The sequence below is a fragment of the Xenorhabdus sp. SGI 60 genome (assembly GCF_056632175.1).
This window is the reverse complement of sequence record NZ_CP196860.1, coordinates 1,065,459-1,080,697: the sequence shown is the minus strand read 5'-3', so window position 1 is coordinate 1,080,697 and position 15,239 is coordinate 1,065,459. Positions and strand designations below refer to the sequence as shown.

Here is a 15,239-nt window from a genome sequence, read left to right as displayed (position 1 = left end):
ATGCCAAGGGTAATGTGCTGATCTGCTCCCTTACCGTCGATACAGTGCGGATTTACTAACGTCCGCTCCTGGCACAAACCAGACTGTCAGATTCGATTGCGATCTATCTACGATTCCTCCAGGACAGGTTTGAACCAATGCAACTTTGCTGGGAGAACACCAGTTCAGCTCAAAATTCAGTCCACAAGTTTTAACCCCGTTTTCCCAGTTTCAACAATGCTCCCGCTGTCGGCCTTGCTAACAAAATTAGCCCACCATTGCATCATAGGACGACGTTGCTCAAGGTAATCACTGCGGTTATAAGCGCGACGTACCTCATTTTTGTCTACATGAGCCAGTGCTGCTTCAATGACATCAGGCGGAAATCCTTCCTCATTGAGTGCCGTACTGGCGATAGAACGTAAACCGTGTGATACGAGAACGCCTCCTAAGCTAGCACGCTTAAGGGCTGCATTCACTGTCTGGCTGTTCATCGGCTGGGCAGGCTTAATGCGGCTGGGAAAGATAAATTCTCGGCCACCATTGGGTGACTTCATCATTTCCAGAATAGAGAGAGCCTCATCGGAGAGTGGAACCGTATGGTCCCGGTTCATCTTCATTCGAGCTGCAGGAATTTTCCATTCTCTGGCATCAAAATCGATCTCATCCCATCGAGCCTCAGCAGCTTCGGCAGGGCGAGTGATGGTGAGAAGTTGCCACATGAACAAGCACCGCGTAGACAGACTGATGCTAGCCGTACGCATAGTTTGCATTAATTGTGGAAGTTGATCCGGGCGGATACTAGGCATGTTTTTCTTCTGCGGTTTCTCGAAAGCTTTTCCGATGTTTACACTAGGAACAGCATCAATCAGGCCTGTGTTCTGCGCATAAATCATGACTTCGTTAATACGCTGACAAAGGCGGCGAACAGTCTCTAATGCACCTCTGGCCTGAACCGGCTGCACTGCTTTAACCAGAGTATGAGCCTTAATCTCAGTGACACTGATATCACCGATTGCTGGAAAAACATCTCTTTCAAGCGAGCGCCAGATATCGTCGGCATAGTCCTCCGTCACGCTGGCTTTCTTCACATTCCACCAACGTTCGGCAACTAACAGGAAAGTGTTAGTTTTGGCCTCTTGAGAATTCCTCACCTGTTCCTTCTGATGTTCCTGAGGATCAATGTCTTTTGCCAATAAAACTCGAGATTCAGCTCTGAGTTTACGCGCATCAGAAAGCGAGACGGCAGGATAGGCTCCGAAGCTTTGTTTGGTTCGCTGCTTGGTCAGAGGCCGATAGTAACGGAACTGCCAGAGCTTACTACCGCTGGATTTGATTAGCAGAGTAAGCCCGTCGCCGTCATACAGCTGATAATCGGCATCTTTAGGTTTGGCGGCTTTGATTTCCGTATCGGTTAACGGCTTGGTTTTTCTTGCCATGGGGAGTCTCCATGCGTTTAGGCCCAACGAAAACAATAGAGCTTTTCGTTGGGCCTATCAATGGGCCTAAAAGGTTCGGATTTAATTAGTTCTCTTCGGACTTCGCGGGACAAATTGAGGGCACAAAAAAGCCCGCAGGGCTTGCGCCGTGCGGGCTCTTAGGACTTCATCGGATGACTCTGGTAATCACCGGCTGGCGGAATTTGAACTGGTTATATAACTGGTTAATAAATAAGGTATTTATTATTTTTGTATTGGTTTGTTACTACCAAACTTACTACCAAAAATATTTGTGAGTGCTTTTTAACCGAGGAGGGGGTAGCGATGTATGTTCATATTTATAATACAGTATTTTTATGTGTCCCGCTGTCCCTGTGTCCCTGTGTCCCTGTGTCCCTTACTTATTTATATAAATATAAAAATATTATATATATTATATAGTTATGCTTATTTTAATAATTCATATTCAGTAAACTAACGGGACAAGGGCGGGACAGTATCTATTTTATGTGTCCCGTCCCTTTAATAAAGCTTTCCCCGGAAATGAGCAACATCTTTTTGGCTATTGTAAATACGTGTATGGCTAACGCCAAATTTGTCGGTAGAGCTGAGTGGGGATCTTCGCTTAGGTCAAAGCAGTAATTTCTGCTTAGCTCTGGAGCGGAAATATTTCTATAAAGGCTGGCTTTCCAATCCCGTAGTTTGATGTGGTTTCGGAATCGTTAATATTTTTCTGTAGTTTTATGTATAGCTAAGTGAAAAATTTTGAATGATGGGGGCTCGCTTCCTTACAGGCGCATAGCTTCATTGAACCGTTCGGCAACGTGCTTTGCTCTCAAAGATGGTGTAACTTTTGGATCATAAGCAGAATCATGTAGTTAACCGTACCTCAGATTTGAGTTACGGGCACGGCCGTTGATTCCTCCGAAACGAAGCAATTAAAATTAATCAAAGAGTTAAGGCGGAGTTCCGCCTTATATATTCAGCTCCCCGGCTTAATCCCAGCCCAGCTTTCTTAGTTCTGCTCTCATAAAGTCATAGGCAATAATTGCCGACTTAGTATTCTTTGCGTATTGAGTACAGAAAATAGCGTATGCGCTCACTGGAGAAAAATGTTGTTTATAGAAAAAGTACCTTGCCAGTGGATGTTTCTTTTCAGCGTAGATAGGTTTGTCAGGGCAATTATATTGCTCGTCCATCCAAGATATAAATTGGTCTACTGTCAGGTCATAAACTTTCTTGTCAATTTCTAACCAGTAATGATGCTCTCTCTTTTTCCTATCACTGCCTAATACAATTTTAATATCGGCATTGGGGAAAAATTGTTGAGCTACCATACCGAGGAATACAGAAGCCCCCTGACAAGAATTAATCGGGAAGCTATAAAAGAAAGGAATGCCCATATCATTTATTTTCTGGTGCTCTTTTTCAAATACTGTTCGGGTGTCAGCCGCTAATTTAACAAGTCCGTTTTGCATAGTTTGTAATCGATACTATTTAGTTTATAAAAAGGTGAGGGGATAGTTTATCAAGCCTGTCTTTGAGGGTGAAATACTACAAGCAGAACGGCTAACATTGACCATGATTAAAATGAAACGGTTATTTATCGCGATTACCCCACCCGCCTTGCTATCCCGTTTTCCCCTCCACAACACCACGTGTTAATAACCCGATCTGACTGCTGCTTTTTTATTCTGTATTTTTATGTAGTTTTAGATTATTAATTAGATTTGTGAGTGCTTGCTTACTTGTTATGGCTTGGTATTAAAGGCATCGTGAAAATTTCCATTTACCCAAACTTTGTGGTCTTATTGGGTTACTTTGGTATATTTTATCAACATAAACTTTTAAACAGGTAGGATAACCGATGGATATTTTATCAACGTTATTCTTTCAAAATACCCGAAAAATAGGGCTGATAGTGCCGAGTGTGGTGATATCGGAAAAGCACATTGACGCAACTGAAATTACCGAGCACCCGGTACAGTATGGCGCGGCTATTAGCGATCATGCTTATGACAAGCCCGCAGAAGTGACAATGGAAATTGGCTTTGCCGGTGGTGGTTCATTGATTGATGGTTTTGATACGCCTACTAAGATATTTGATTTTGATACCGAAGAAATATTGGGTAAAAACCCTAAAGAAGTTTATGAGCAATTGCTCAAACTCAGAGCCTCTAAGGAGCCGTTCGACGTCATCACGGGCAAACGGCGGTACAGAAACATGCTGATCAGGGCAATTGAGGTCAAGACGGATAAGACCTCTGAGAATGTGCTTATGGTCACGTTGACCTTGCGCGAAGTGATTATTGTCGATATTGCAACGGTCGAGGGTGTGAAAGTTCCACGGGTATCAATGAAAGCACCGTTAGATATAAGACCAGCGGTTGACCGTGGAAGGGTGACGCCAATAACAGTCGACACTAATAAGAGTTTGTTACAAGAGGGGTTTGACGCAGCAGATAAATTATTCGGCGGAGCGTTGACCAGGGCTAGCAAGAGAATCACAGGAGGTTGAAAATGAGCGTTGTTGAGATCCCTTTATTGAATGAAAACCAATTGTTTGATATTCAGCTAGGCGGCATAGAATACCGGATGAAAATACAGTACAGGGAAATTGCAGGTTGGATATTAGATATCATGCACCCTAATAGTGAACCAATTGTCTTGGGGGTGCCATTGGTTACTGGCATCGATATTTTGGAGCGGTATAGGTATCTAGGTTTTAACGGTGCGCTGGTTTTTGTTTGTAATGGTGTTGACGAGAAGAGCGAAGAGGCGGTGGGCGGTACTGGACGGCTATACTTCAAGTCTTTTTGAGATAACATTGATGATCAACGTCTTGACCATGATTCAAAACCTACATCATGATTAGAATCAAACAGTTACCTGTAGCGCAAATATGCTTTACGGGTAATATCAACGAGTTAGGCAACGTGTAAAAATTTGCATCTTAAAGCAGAAGCCATGCAAGGTGGTTAAACTGGTAAAATATTGCAAGTAGCACTGCTTACCAATATCTCGCCAGTTAAGAGCAAGGGGCTTTTGATTCTAACGAATCGGTATAATTAAGTTGAATCAGGTAGTTATATTGATGATCGAAAAACCGATCATCTTGGTTATAGATAACTCTTTGATTCTTTTAATGACGCAGATTTGCGTCATCTCTTGCCCGTTAGCCAATCAAGTGAGCACTTCCCTGTAACTTCTTGATAAGGCTTAATTCTCGCGATTCGCTAGAATTGAAAAACCCTTTGAAATCATTATTATCCAACTTTGGATCACATCATAAAGCTGATAGTAAGTAAAAACCCTTTAAAATCAGGATAGTCCAAAAGTTGTACCATCTATTTATCACGTTCCCTCTATCGACTGCCAATGCTAAACTGTACTTTCTAACTAGTACGTTCGGGGCGGATAAAAAATCATGCACAGAGATATACCGAAGATATTAACGCACTGGGGCGGGTGGGTAGTGCAAGGCAGGGTTAACATTGGGTGGAAGTCGGTATCAGCCGGGTTTAAAGACGCGGTGACTTATACCAGCAACAACAAATTATCGTGCAGTGACGAGGACGGCATGATTATAGATGGCTGCGTTGCCAAGCTGCGTAATGTGGGTATGGCTCAGGAATGCGATTTTATCGAGCACCACTATGTTAGCGGCATGTCTAAACGCGCAATTGGTCGCAAGTTCAAGCTCAGTGAAAGCGAAGTCAGAAAGCGTATGCTAGTGGCTGAAAGTTTTATCTTAGGTTGCCTGGAGGTTTTGGACGAGCCATTAGAAATAGACCTAATCTATGGCTTCCACGGTAACAGGGCGAATTTGTCCAGTTCAGCATTAAACGCTCAACGGTAAAAAGCCTATCCCTTGCCCGATAACCCGCGCGAACGGCTCCACCAGCAAAGTGATTCCGGCTACCCACCGGAATTAAGTCAATTCAACGAGTTAGATACACTACCCGGTCAACTTCCTCCAATGCAGGAAGTTAATATCAATCAACAATTTATATATCCCACCTAATCATAACCATTTGATTACGCTTAATTGTTCCAAAACAGCACGATTAGACTTTGGACAAAATCCACCAGCTATAGCACAATGTTATTCGATGGGGCTATCTCGACGGAGAGAAAAGCGGTACGCCTTACCGCCTGCCTCATCACCTCCATTGTTAAGGCATAACGTTTATAAGGCGGGCGTGATGAAAGATCCAAAACCAAAACCTCTGGCATGTGTATTTGAAAATCCCCCCATGAGCGTTGCGTTAGACTTACTCAACGCAACCGAACCACCCTTTAAAGTAACAGCAAAACACCTTGAACTATGGTTTAAAGAGGGGGTTATAGGTAGGTATAGACTTACAGACGATATACGGGATCTATGGTTTAAAGAAGGTCTAGGGTACTTATTCAGCTTACATTTTGGAGAAGCCGAAAAACATAAATACCTTGCTGTACGCTTTGGCGATTCGGAGTGGAATACAGCCGTTCTGAGTGGTATCGATTTATCAACCGGAGAAATAAACAAGGAAAAAGCAGGAAAAAAAAGCAAGATGCGTAGTTATCGTCGTTACATGATTGACGATGCTACAGAGCTTTATGCGAGCAGTAAGAACAAGAATAAAAAAAAGAAATCTGGCGCTGCATATGATGAAAATCAGGGCACAGAATACATTGAATCAGCAACGTTCCCCATGCCAGAGCCTGTTATTCCGCGTTTTGAGTTAGAGAAGCTATACGCGATTATTCACAATATCCCCTTATCTGAAAATAAACCAACGAAAAAAAATAAACCGGAGTCACAATTAAAAGATAACAAAATATCCGCCAAGAAGTTTAATACTCTCGCCCGGTTTACAAAGGCGGTACTTTACGCAGCGTATGACTCTGATACCGCTGAATACCCCCGCCGAGAATTAGATAACCCCGATAGTGGAATACGCCAAGATTTGCGAGATCGTGGCGTAGCTCACTTAGATGGAAGAAAAATACAAGACTACTTACGTGAAGCAGCTATCGAGATAACGCCATTTCTTGAAAGCGTGGATATCAAAATGGTGAATGATAAATAGTCCCTCATCTTACTTTTTTGGAATATTTGGAATATTCCCGGAACATTCGAATATTCCAAATTCAAATGCCTTAGTCTTTCTCTCGTTCCTCCAATACCAATTACTAACAACCGAGAAAGGCTATTATTTATGAAACACTCTCTTATCAGATTACCCGAAGTATGTCGCCGTACTGGTTTAGGCAAGTCCACGGTGTACAAATACATTTCCGAAGGGAAGTTCCCCAAGCAAATAAAGACCGGCGCTCGCGCTTCTGCGTTTATCGAAAGTGAAGTTGATGCGTGGATTAACCAGCGCATTATTGCCGCTCGTTTAGATGAACGCTTGGAGGCAGCGCGTAATGGCTAATATTGTATCCATTGCCCGGCAACTCACAGGCTTATCTTTGCTGGTGGATCTAAGGGCATGTCTAACATCGCAAGCCGAAGTACTTTTATCACCGTACCCTACCAAATAACGGAGTCATAAACGTGGAACATTTAAAAAGTGGCTTAAATGCCACCGGACAAACTCGCTCTAAATTCAGCCAGCACGATACTAGCGAACTATCTTTCGCTGAAATGTTACCGGTTATTCAAGGCACGATTAACGGTCAATTAATTAATGGCGCGAGTGCAAAAGCATTACATGAGGCATTAGGTGTTAAGCGTGCTTTCGCTGCCTGGATTGGTGACAGGATTAACCAATACAGTTTTATTGAGAATCAAGATTATTCTGTCGTCGAAAATTTGCGCTATCCAAATTCGGACAGCGCAAAATCCAGACAACAATTAACAAAAGACTATCACGTCACTATTAACATGGCGAAAGAGCTGGCAATGGTTGAGCGTACCGACCAAGGGCGCTTAATCCGCCAGTACTTTATCAAGTGCGAGGAAGCGTTACACAAAGTTGCTCCAGTAGTGACTAAAGAACTACGTAGTGAGCTGAAAGCACGCTTAAAGGCACAAAGCTACCACAAGCCGATGTGTGCAGCGTTGGAAATGGCGCGTATGGAGCAGGGCAAAACCACATTGCCACGTCATTACACCAATGAATCAAACATGCTGAACCGTATTGTATTGGCGGGCATGACTGCCAAACAGTGGGCGCAGCAGCATAGCATTATTGGCAATCCTCGTGATGCAATGAGCGAATTACAGCTTGAGCACCTTTCCTATCTGGAGCAGACCAACACAACGCTGATTGAGCTAGGCATGGACTACTCTACCCGTAAAGACAAGTTAATGGGCTTATCTCAGAAATGGTTAGCGCAGCGCATGGAGGCCAAGTAATGACAACGTGCAACACTACGCAACCTATTGAGTTTTTTAGCGCTATAAGAGAGAGCCATCACAAAAATAGTGATCATTGTCTCTTTACTTTGTTATCCAACATTGGCTATATTGACTGCGCACCAGCAAAATCTGGTGTCAGGCGTGAGAACCTGATTAACATCTTGGCGACACATGACGCGCCTAGCGTCTTTTTTTGTGTCACTGCATCGCAGCACCTTTCATTTGAGGCGGTATTCGCCTATACGTATTCAATGGTGCCGCTAGCGGAGCTACCGAAAGGTAGGCTGGTTTCCTTGATGTCCAGTATTCTCACCTCTGCTAGTGTCACCGCCCTTTCCGAGTGTGAGAACTCTGGTGGTGACTCCTTATATTACATCAAGGAGATCGCAACTATGGCGACTATCCCTACCCCCACTCATTTCAAATTCGTGTTTCTGAGCGTCAAGCGCGCAGATTTAAACGCTATACCCAGCCGTGTAGAGACTATTGCCCCTGACGAGCACAATGCCCGTTCTACGCTTTCCCGTGATTTCGTCCTGCTCTTTGCTGGTCGCCTGCCAGTACAGGAGGTGCGCCATGTCTGATCGTTCCTTAACAACTATCTATGCTCACCCCGCTGATGTGTTAGAGCCAGTGGCCGCATTCCTTAAAGCCGTGGAGTATTTGCGCCTAGACCCCGAAGCAAGGGATATCGAAGCCGATTTACTGGAGTACGCCCAGCAACTGTTACAACTGCATACCGAAGAGGGCAAGCGCGCTTACTGGACGGCTGAGACTGAACCCCACGTTAACCAGGCTAATGAGGTGCAATATGCGTGATTACAGAACGGTTATCGAAAACGGCATTGTGACGCTGTACAGCCAGTCCGAGGAAAACAGGCCTGAGATGATAGTGGCTTCTCTGCCTGCGACTTCTATTTTAGACCGGGTTAATGGTGGCGAATGGGACTACCAAACCGATGTCGCTTTAGAGCTAATGATGGCATGGCTAACCACACACCCCGAAGGGCAAGCGGTCGGTGATATTCGTTTCTTTCGTTGGCTGGTGGCGCATGTTTGGATTCTGGAACAAAGGGAAAAACACAACAGCAACGCCATTTTTAAGCTGAAAAATTCCCCGGTAATACTTCCATTATTCTTATCTACTGAATGCTCAGCACTGGAGAACAATATTGAAGGTGCGTTGATTGAGCGATTTGGCCACGAGAAAGGGTTAAAGAACGCTGTCAGTTTCTATTGGCAAATGCTAACGGGGTTCCCTGGTCAAGGCGCGGCGCTGTCTGATTTTGGTCGAGAAGTCATGTTCGATCTGCATCGCGGCTTTATTGAAGAGGGCTTACCGCAGATGGCGGGCAACAAGCCGAGGGTGATGCACTGATGAACAAATCTAAATCCACCAGCGTTGTCTCTGAGACAGTTAACGATGCTATGAATGAGCAGAACGGTAATGCCGAGGAAGCGATAAATACAGCTAAAGAAATTGATTTTGGCGAAGATTTTCGAGAACCAAGAGTTGTTCCGATACTGACGGTGTTTGAGGAAAACGTAAGCAAATCACGCAGCCGTAAGCTCACGAAGAATGCGACCAGAAATGCCCCCTACAGTCAGGTATTTAAATCCTCAAACGCGATTAAATTTAGTGGCGGCTCAAAACATATCGGAACCAAATCGAAGAAATGTAAGCGTAAGCAGAAAAAGAAAGGGGGACGCTAACGAGCTGTATCGGAAATAAACGCGAACGATAAAAGATGCCGTATATAAATTAAGGCAGGGATAAATATATCCCCTCCCCGGAATAATAGCCAATATGTAATTTCCTACGTATTGGCTTTCTATGTTTCGCTATTACAGCCTGCATATGCAGAGTGTATTTCTTATTACAGCCTGCACGTGTAAAGGGCTTCTTTGTTATTTCGTTAATGGCTATTTTTCTCGCGTTTATTTTCGTTTATGGCCGTTTAACGCAGGAGAATACGTAATGAGTATTAGTGAATCGATGCTGACTAAAAAAGAAGTGAAAGCGGCGCTGCACTATAAATCCGATAGTGGCTTCCATGAGTTTTTAAAAAGAACACCTGAATTCCCTAAGTCCGTGAAATTGGGATTACGGCGCATTGGTTGGGCAGCAAGTGAGGTTAATAAATATATTGAGTCTCGTCTTAATACCCGTGGACAGGAGAATAGATAATATGGCTAACAATAGACATCTGCGCTCTCAAAATGATCACATCGCTGTTATGCAACGCAGCTATTCCATTAAAAGTAACACACGCATTCCCGATTTAGTTAATCCGCGAAATTACGATGAATTGGTACTTGTTGCTGAGAATTATGTTAACCGTGCTCTATGCCGTCGTGCTGCTGCCATAGAACGCCGGGAGAACAGAAAGAAAGGAAACCGTAATAATGGCCGATAAAATTTATTATTCCCGTGGACGGGATGTATACGATATTACCCCTGAACAACGATGTGCCGAAAATGCAGATCAGTTCATTGAGCAATTAATAACTGATACTGCGACAGCTAAAAAGAAACAATATTTTTGTGCAGCAATGGAACAGGGGGAACACCCAAGAGGCAATACCCCGAAAGAAAAATACCCTGAGAAGTTTCAGGGTATAAAAAATTGGAGGCTTTCAGCATTAGCGGCTAAACGCCGCTTTGTATCGTTTGACTGCGATAGTTTTGACAGCCCCCAAACATTTGATGCGATGGTCAGTTACTTAAAAAAGACGTTCAAAGGTGTGCTTTATACGACTTTCAATTATACCGAAGATGCTCCGCGTTGTCGTTTTGTAATACTCCTAAATTCGGAGGTAGATCGCACTGAGGGCATTCATGTTTGCCAGATGATAGCCAGTAAAATAGAAACAGCCATTCAACAAATCGCCGAAGAGGATTTGATCAGCGAGTGGAAGCCTGTCATTGGGTGGGATGAATCTGTCTATCGTGCCGAACAACAATGCTATTTACCCATAGTGAATGCTGTACGCCGGAAAACCAAAACCGGGGAGGATGTGACTGATGCCATTATCCACCATTTAGACGGTGAGCTGGCAGACGTAGCGAACTATCTTGCTATGACTCCGCTTGTGTCGAAGACACCTCCCGGGCCTGTAAGACAACACTATGATAGTGACTCTGATTTAGACCGCTGGTATGAGATAGACGAACATACATTAGATGATTTACAGGCTGCTCTGTTTTCCCCTGCGATGTTGGCAATATCAGAGGGAGGCAGACAAAATTGGCAAAGGGTAATCGCTGCTCTTGGTAGTTTGAAAAACACACCCTATGAAGACAATGCATACCAATTGGCGCTGGAATGGTCTGAGGCGGGTGGAGCGGCATTTGATGCTGTTCACTTTGAATCAACTTGGGATACTTCCCGTGCTGATCTCACCAGTTATAAATGGATATTTTCGCACGCTGCCTCGCTTGGGTGGGAAAACCCCCAAATTCTTCGACCTTATTTAGAATTAGAAAAGCACGGTTTTTATATGACCGAGGACGGTCTAATGAAGAATGTTGAAGAGGGAAAAGGGAAGGCAAAAAACATTGTAGCCCGGAAGATATCTGCACCGTTCTCAGTGCTGGGATTAACTCGTGATATGTATAGCGATAACTGGGGAAAGCTGATTTCATTTAAAGACCGGGATCGGGAAACTAAGCAATTCATTGTACCGGATGAGCAATTACATAAATCCAGTAGTGATATTATCCCTACTTTGTCTAAGTTGGGGTTATATATCAGTACCAATATGAGCCGTGGTCTATTGGAATATCTTAATATCTCAACGGCAAGGGAGCGCATAACCTTAGCCACTTCAACGGGCTGGTTTAATGATCACTTGTTTGTATTGCCAGAAAGTACGATAGGTAGTTCCACCAGCAAAGTGATGTACCAATTATCCGGGCGTAAAAAGAGTGAAAGCAGTCAATTAACGCAGTCTGGTTCTCTTGAAGAATGGCAGAAAAATATCAGCACGAAATGCGCCGGTAATACCCGGTTAGTATTTTCTCTCTGCGTTGCTTTTGCTGCGCCTTTGCTCAATGTATTGGGCGTTGATGGCGGGGTATTCAGCCTGAAAGGGGCATCAACCAAAGGTAAGAGTACCGCTCAGCATATCGCCGCCTCTGTATGGGGTAGCGGTGCAACGACAGGCGGTTATTCTCATAGTTGCAATACCACTTTAGTCGGGATCGAGGTATTGGCCACAGCTCATAATGACCTGCCGTTAATCCTGGATGAACTGAAAAGCGTTAACCCTAAGCTGGTGGGGCAGATTGCTTATATGCTGGCTCTTGGGCAGGGAAAGGCACGAGGCACAAAGGATGTTACTTTGCGTGAGACGCTACAATGGCGGACTCTGGTACTGGCATCCAGTGAAGACGCTTTCGAGAGTTATCTTAAGGCTTCGGGTGAGAGAGTTGCCGCTGGTCAGCAAGCACGGTTTGTGGATATCCCAGCAATAGTAAGCGATGAAAATGGCGTTTTTGATACCCTCCACGGTTCAGGCACAGCAAAAGAATTTGCTGATTCGCTGAATGCTTTAACAACGAAATATTATGGTTGTGCCGGTATCTCATGGCTTGAAAAGCTTACCGCTTCTACCCGTTCGGAGTTGGTTGATCGCTTGCGAGAGTTAATCACTGAGTTTAAGTCAAGCTATAGGCCAGACGATGCAGGAGCACAGTTAGACCGAGTATTAGAGCGGTTTGCTCTATGTGCTGCTGCGGGAGAGCTAGCGACGGAATGGGGTATTACTGGATGGGATACCGAGGAATCGCTACGCTGCGTAGGTGAGTGCTTCAACGCCTATATAGATGATAGGGGGACTACTGGCGATTTGGAAGCGGTAAACGGCATTGAGCGGTTGCGTTCATATCTCAGTACATATAGTGAATCGCGCTTTCGTTCTTCCTCTAATGACACTGGGAGTATGCCTATATCCGATGGGTATATTACTTTGTCCAATGGGAAGAGTGTTGGCTTGGCTGATTTCAGCAACGAATCAGTATCTGCTGATGATACCCCTCTATCCCGTATTTATTGGATTACGTCAGACGCATTGAAAGATCGTGCGCTGGATGGCTGTAATTTTGATATAACAATTGCCGCGTTACACAAGAAAGGAGTGCTTATTGGGGTAACGGAGGAGACAGGCAAGAACGGTAAATCACGCACTGTTTATAATCCTAAGAAACGTGCCCCACTTGGGTATCCAGACCAGCGTAGATTTTACCGAATAGATGAAGAAAAGCTATTTGAGTAATAAAAGAGCCGGAGCAATCCGGCTTATTTCTTTTTACTGGCTCTTCTATTTGTCGAGTAGCGTTTTTACCCATCCGTAAATAGTACGGTATGTTGGTTCATTCAATCGTTGTCCGTTATTATTTAAAGGGTGCAGCCTATTATAAGCTGGGGTTGCTGGTGGATTTTCTTTTATCCAATCGCGGTAACAAGAGTCCGCGGCGGTAGCTAGCGCGGCTTTAGTTATGTTTCTACTTGTAGTATTGATAGTTTCTTGTGCCCATTTTCTAATCGAAATTTTAAGTGGGCCATAGTAGTTGTCATGTCTCGCTTTTGCTGCTTTTCTGCGCTTATATTTAATGTCTAGGTTTTCAAAGTCGTTAATAATCTCGTTGTCATATTGCTCTTGAGCCAAGATTGCAAAGACGAGGTTAGAGGCTGCTAAATAGCATGATACACTATTAGAGTCCTCGGTTAACCCCCATCCCCATATAGCACACGCACTGACCAGTAAGTCATTCTTGGTACTGTTTATAGATGTATCGACTATAAAGTAACGCCAAACATCGCTACCGGGCTGACACAGTTCTTTTATATAGCTAACAGGCCCATATAGCATATCCCATATGTCTAATCTGGATAATGATGCTTCTCGTTCAGCATCGGTTAAGTTAGCAACTTGGCCAGCACACCAATAAGCCGGGGAGTGAGGATATAGCCCGTCCTCCATCCCTCGCCCCATATTGTAGTAATCGAGTGCTGCGTTGACATTCTCAATAATAAAAAGCTCATCCGACATAATCACTTCCTACGACACGTAATCCTTTGACGCTTCCAGCTACTGTTAAATCACCCATTGCTGCACCTTTTACATACAGCCCCCACCAGTCCATCATAACCCTGCGCTGTTCTAAATAGGTGGCTCTGTTATACGCTGCCCGGACAGAGTTCTTTTCCCCCATGAGCCAACACAGCTTCTATAGCATCGGGCATAAAGCCTTGTTCATTTAATGCTGTGCTGATGATTGAGCGGATACCATGAGCAGTGAGGATATCTTGGTATCCCATGCGCTTTAGTGCCATATTTGCCGTCTGGCTACTCATGTGCGTATTGGGGGTAGATCTGTGGGGAAAGACAAATTCTCTATGCCCGCTGATAGGCTTCATCACTTCAAGAATATCTAAAGCCGGTTGGCATAAAGGCACTGTGTGAGGGCGATCCATCTTCATCGTTTCCGCGGGCGCATTCCAGAGTCTGTTATCAAAGTCTATTTCAGACCAACGAGCTTTTACCGCTTCCCCCGGGCGCATAGCGGTTAATAGTTGCCACTCAATAACTAAACGGGTTTGCCGTTCTACCTTTGCAATGGAGAGTGCTTGCATTAATCCGGGGAGTTCTTCGGGTCGAATGGTCGGGTTATGCTTTTTCTTTGGCTTAGGAAAGGCTTTGCTGACAGTGGTAAAAGGATTGGCATCAATAACGCCTAAGTTCATGGCGTAGTCGATGATCTCCACGGTTCTTTGCGTCAGGCGTTTAATCGTTTCCAGATTGCCCCGTGCTTCAATCGGCTTGAGCACTTCCACCAGCATAGGCGCTTTGAGGCTTGATATCGGTACATCACCGAGTTTAGGGAATATATCTTTTTCCAGTGAGCGCCAGATGTCTTTGGCGTAATCCTCACTAACTGTAGTTTTCTTCACCTCGAACCAGCGAATAGCAATATTCTTTAAGGTGTTGCTGTTCTCTTCCTGTATTGCCGCTGCTTGCTGTTTACGCTGGTCAACCGGATCAATATTGTTAGCCAGTAGCGCTTTTGCTTCGTCTTTGAGTCGGCGCGCATCTGCCAGCTTAATAGAGGGGTATTCACCGAACGCAATCATGGTGCGCTTTTGGGTGAGTGGTTTGTAGTATCGGAAATACCAGAGCTTAATGCCTGATGCTTTTACGAGGAGTTCTAGATTATCCCCATCACGATAGATCGTATCTTTGGGCTTACCCGTTTTGCTATCAAGTTTGGCTTTGGCATTAGATACCGTTGTAGGGGAAAGCGGCGTTATCTTTTTTGGCATCATGCACCTCTAACCGTAGTAGTAAGTGTTCTATGTGGTAGTAGTAAGCATTTATTGGTTTTGTCGGGCTGTTACTACTAACTTTACGCGATGCTCGACTTTCTAGATGAGATGACATAGTGAGTTGAAATGACATAGCCGCTC

The 15,239-nt window shown here is 44.4% G+C and carries 16 protein-coding genes and 1 pseudogene; 13 read left to right on the top strand and 4 right to left on the bottom strand.

Annotated features, from left to right (window positions below; genetic code table 11):
- Nucleotides 1–176: 176 nt before the first annotated feature.
- A complete protein-coding gene (locus tag ACSJJG_RS05010; protein WP_189760426.1) occupies nucleotides 177–1,418 on the bottom strand; it encodes an integrase in 1,242 nt (413 codons plus the stop codon).
- A gap of 995 nt (nucleotides 1,419–2,413) precedes the next feature.
- Entirely contained in the window at nucleotides 2,414–2,896 is a 483-nt protein-coding gene (locus ACSJJG_RS05005; RefSeq protein ID WP_189760427.1) for a hypothetical protein, read from the bottom strand.
- Nucleotides 2,897–3,285: 389 nt separating this feature from the next.
- Here ACSJJG_RS05005 and ACSJJG_RS05000 point away from each other — a divergent pair, with 389 nt between their 5' ends.
- From ACSJJG_RS05000 to ACSJJG_RS04940, 13 genes are all read left to right on the top strand, one after another.
- Complete coding sequence (locus ACSJJG_RS05000; protein WP_189760428.1) at nucleotides 3,286–3,936, top strand: phage baseplate protein; 651 nt, start codon at nucleotides 3,286–3,288, stop codon at nucleotides 3,934–3,936.
- 2 nt (nucleotides 3,937–3,938) lie between these two features.
- On the top strand, nucleotides 3,939–4,238 hold the full coding sequence (locus ACSJJG_RS04995; protein WP_189760429.1) for a phage baseplate plug family protein: 300 nt from the start codon (nucleotides 3,939–3,941) through the stop codon (nucleotides 4,236–4,238).
- Between the two features lie 607 nt (nucleotides 4,239–4,845).
- Nucleotides 4,846–5,277 carry an antiterminator Q family protein gene (locus tag ACSJJG_RS04990; RefSeq protein ID WP_189760430.1) on the top strand — a complete coding sequence of 144 codons (432 nt, stop codon included), beginning with the start codon at nucleotides 4,846–4,848 and terminating at the stop codon, nucleotides 5,275–5,277.
- Between the two features lie 346 nt (nucleotides 5,278–5,623).
- Nucleotides 5,624–6,493 (top strand): hypothetical protein, encoded by an 870-nt coding sequence (locus ACSJJG_RS04985; RefSeq protein ID WP_189760441.1) that lies wholly within the window; start codon nucleotides 5,624–5,626, stop codon nucleotides 6,491–6,493.
- 129 nt (nucleotides 6,494–6,622) lie between these two features.
- The gene (locus ACSJJG_RS04980; protein ID WP_189760431.1) at nucleotides 6,623–6,841 is read left to right on the top strand and encodes a helix-turn-helix transcriptional regulator; all 219 of its coding nucleotides are present in this window, start codon (nucleotides 6,623–6,625) and stop codon (nucleotides 6,839–6,841) included.
- A 122-nt stretch (nucleotides 6,842–6,963) separates the two neighbouring features.
- Nucleotides 6,964–7,767, top strand: a complete 804-nt coding sequence (locus ACSJJG_RS04975) for an antA/AntB antirepressor family protein (RefSeq protein WP_282885502.1) — start codon at nucleotides 6,964–6,966, stop codon at nucleotides 7,765–7,767.
- Nucleotides 7,767–8,354, top strand: a complete 588-nt coding sequence (locus tag ACSJJG_RS04970) for a host cell division inhibitor Icd-like protein (protein ID WP_189760432.1) — start codon at nucleotides 7,767–7,769, stop codon at nucleotides 8,352–8,354. The genes ACSJJG_RS04975 and ACSJJG_RS04970 overlap by 1 nt, the downstream gene beginning before the upstream one ends.
- On the top strand, nucleotides 8,347–8,589 hold the full coding sequence (locus ACSJJG_RS04965; protein WP_189760433.1) for a hypothetical protein: 243 nt from the start codon (nucleotides 8,347–8,349) through the stop codon (nucleotides 8,587–8,589). The genes ACSJJG_RS04970 and ACSJJG_RS04965 overlap by 8 nt, the downstream gene beginning before the upstream one ends.
- On the top strand, nucleotides 8,582–9,148 hold the full coding sequence (locus ACSJJG_RS04960; RefSeq protein ID WP_189760434.1) for a hypothetical protein: 567 nt from the start codon (nucleotides 8,582–8,584) through the stop codon (nucleotides 9,146–9,148). The genes ACSJJG_RS04965 and ACSJJG_RS04960 overlap by 8 nt, the downstream gene beginning before the upstream one ends.
- Nucleotides 9,148–9,483 (top strand): hypothetical protein, encoded by a 336-nt coding sequence (locus tag ACSJJG_RS04955; RefSeq protein WP_189760435.1) that lies wholly within the window; start codon nucleotides 9,148–9,150, stop codon nucleotides 9,481–9,483. The genes ACSJJG_RS04960 and ACSJJG_RS04955 overlap by 1 nt, the downstream gene beginning before the upstream one ends.
- 265 nt (nucleotides 9,484–9,748) lie before the next feature.
- Nucleotides 9,749–9,958, top strand: a complete 210-nt coding sequence (locus ACSJJG_RS04950; protein ID WP_189760436.1) for a helix-turn-helix transcriptional regulator — start codon at nucleotides 9,749–9,751, stop codon at nucleotides 9,956–9,958.
- A 1-nt stretch (nucleotide 9,959) separates the two neighbouring features.
- Nucleotides 9,960–10,187 carry a hypothetical protein gene (locus ACSJJG_RS04945; protein ID WP_189760437.1) on the top strand — a complete coding sequence of 76 codons (228 nt, stop codon included), beginning with the start codon at nucleotides 9,960–9,962 and terminating at the stop codon, nucleotides 10,185–10,187.
- Nucleotides 10,177–13,047, top strand: a complete 2,871-nt coding sequence (locus ACSJJG_RS04940) for a DUF927 domain-containing protein (RefSeq protein ID WP_189760438.1) — start codon at nucleotides 10,177–10,179, stop codon at nucleotides 13,045–13,047. The genes ACSJJG_RS04945 and ACSJJG_RS04940 overlap by 11 nt, the downstream gene beginning before the upstream one ends.
- A gap of 45 nt (nucleotides 13,048–13,092) precedes the next feature.
- Here ACSJJG_RS04940 and ACSJJG_RS04935 read toward each other — a convergent pair whose 3' ends face one another.
- Entirely contained in the window at nucleotides 13,093–13,824 is a 732-nt protein-coding gene (locus ACSJJG_RS04935; RefSeq protein WP_189760439.1) for a hypothetical protein, read from the bottom strand.
- A pseudogene (locus tag ACSJJG_RS04930) lies at nucleotides 13,814–15,095 on the bottom strand (integrase domain-containing protein). Before ACSJJG_RS04930 ends, ACSJJG_RS04935 begins: the two are co-directional and overlap by 11 nt.
- Between the last annotated feature and the right edge of the window lie 144 nt (nucleotides 15,096–15,239).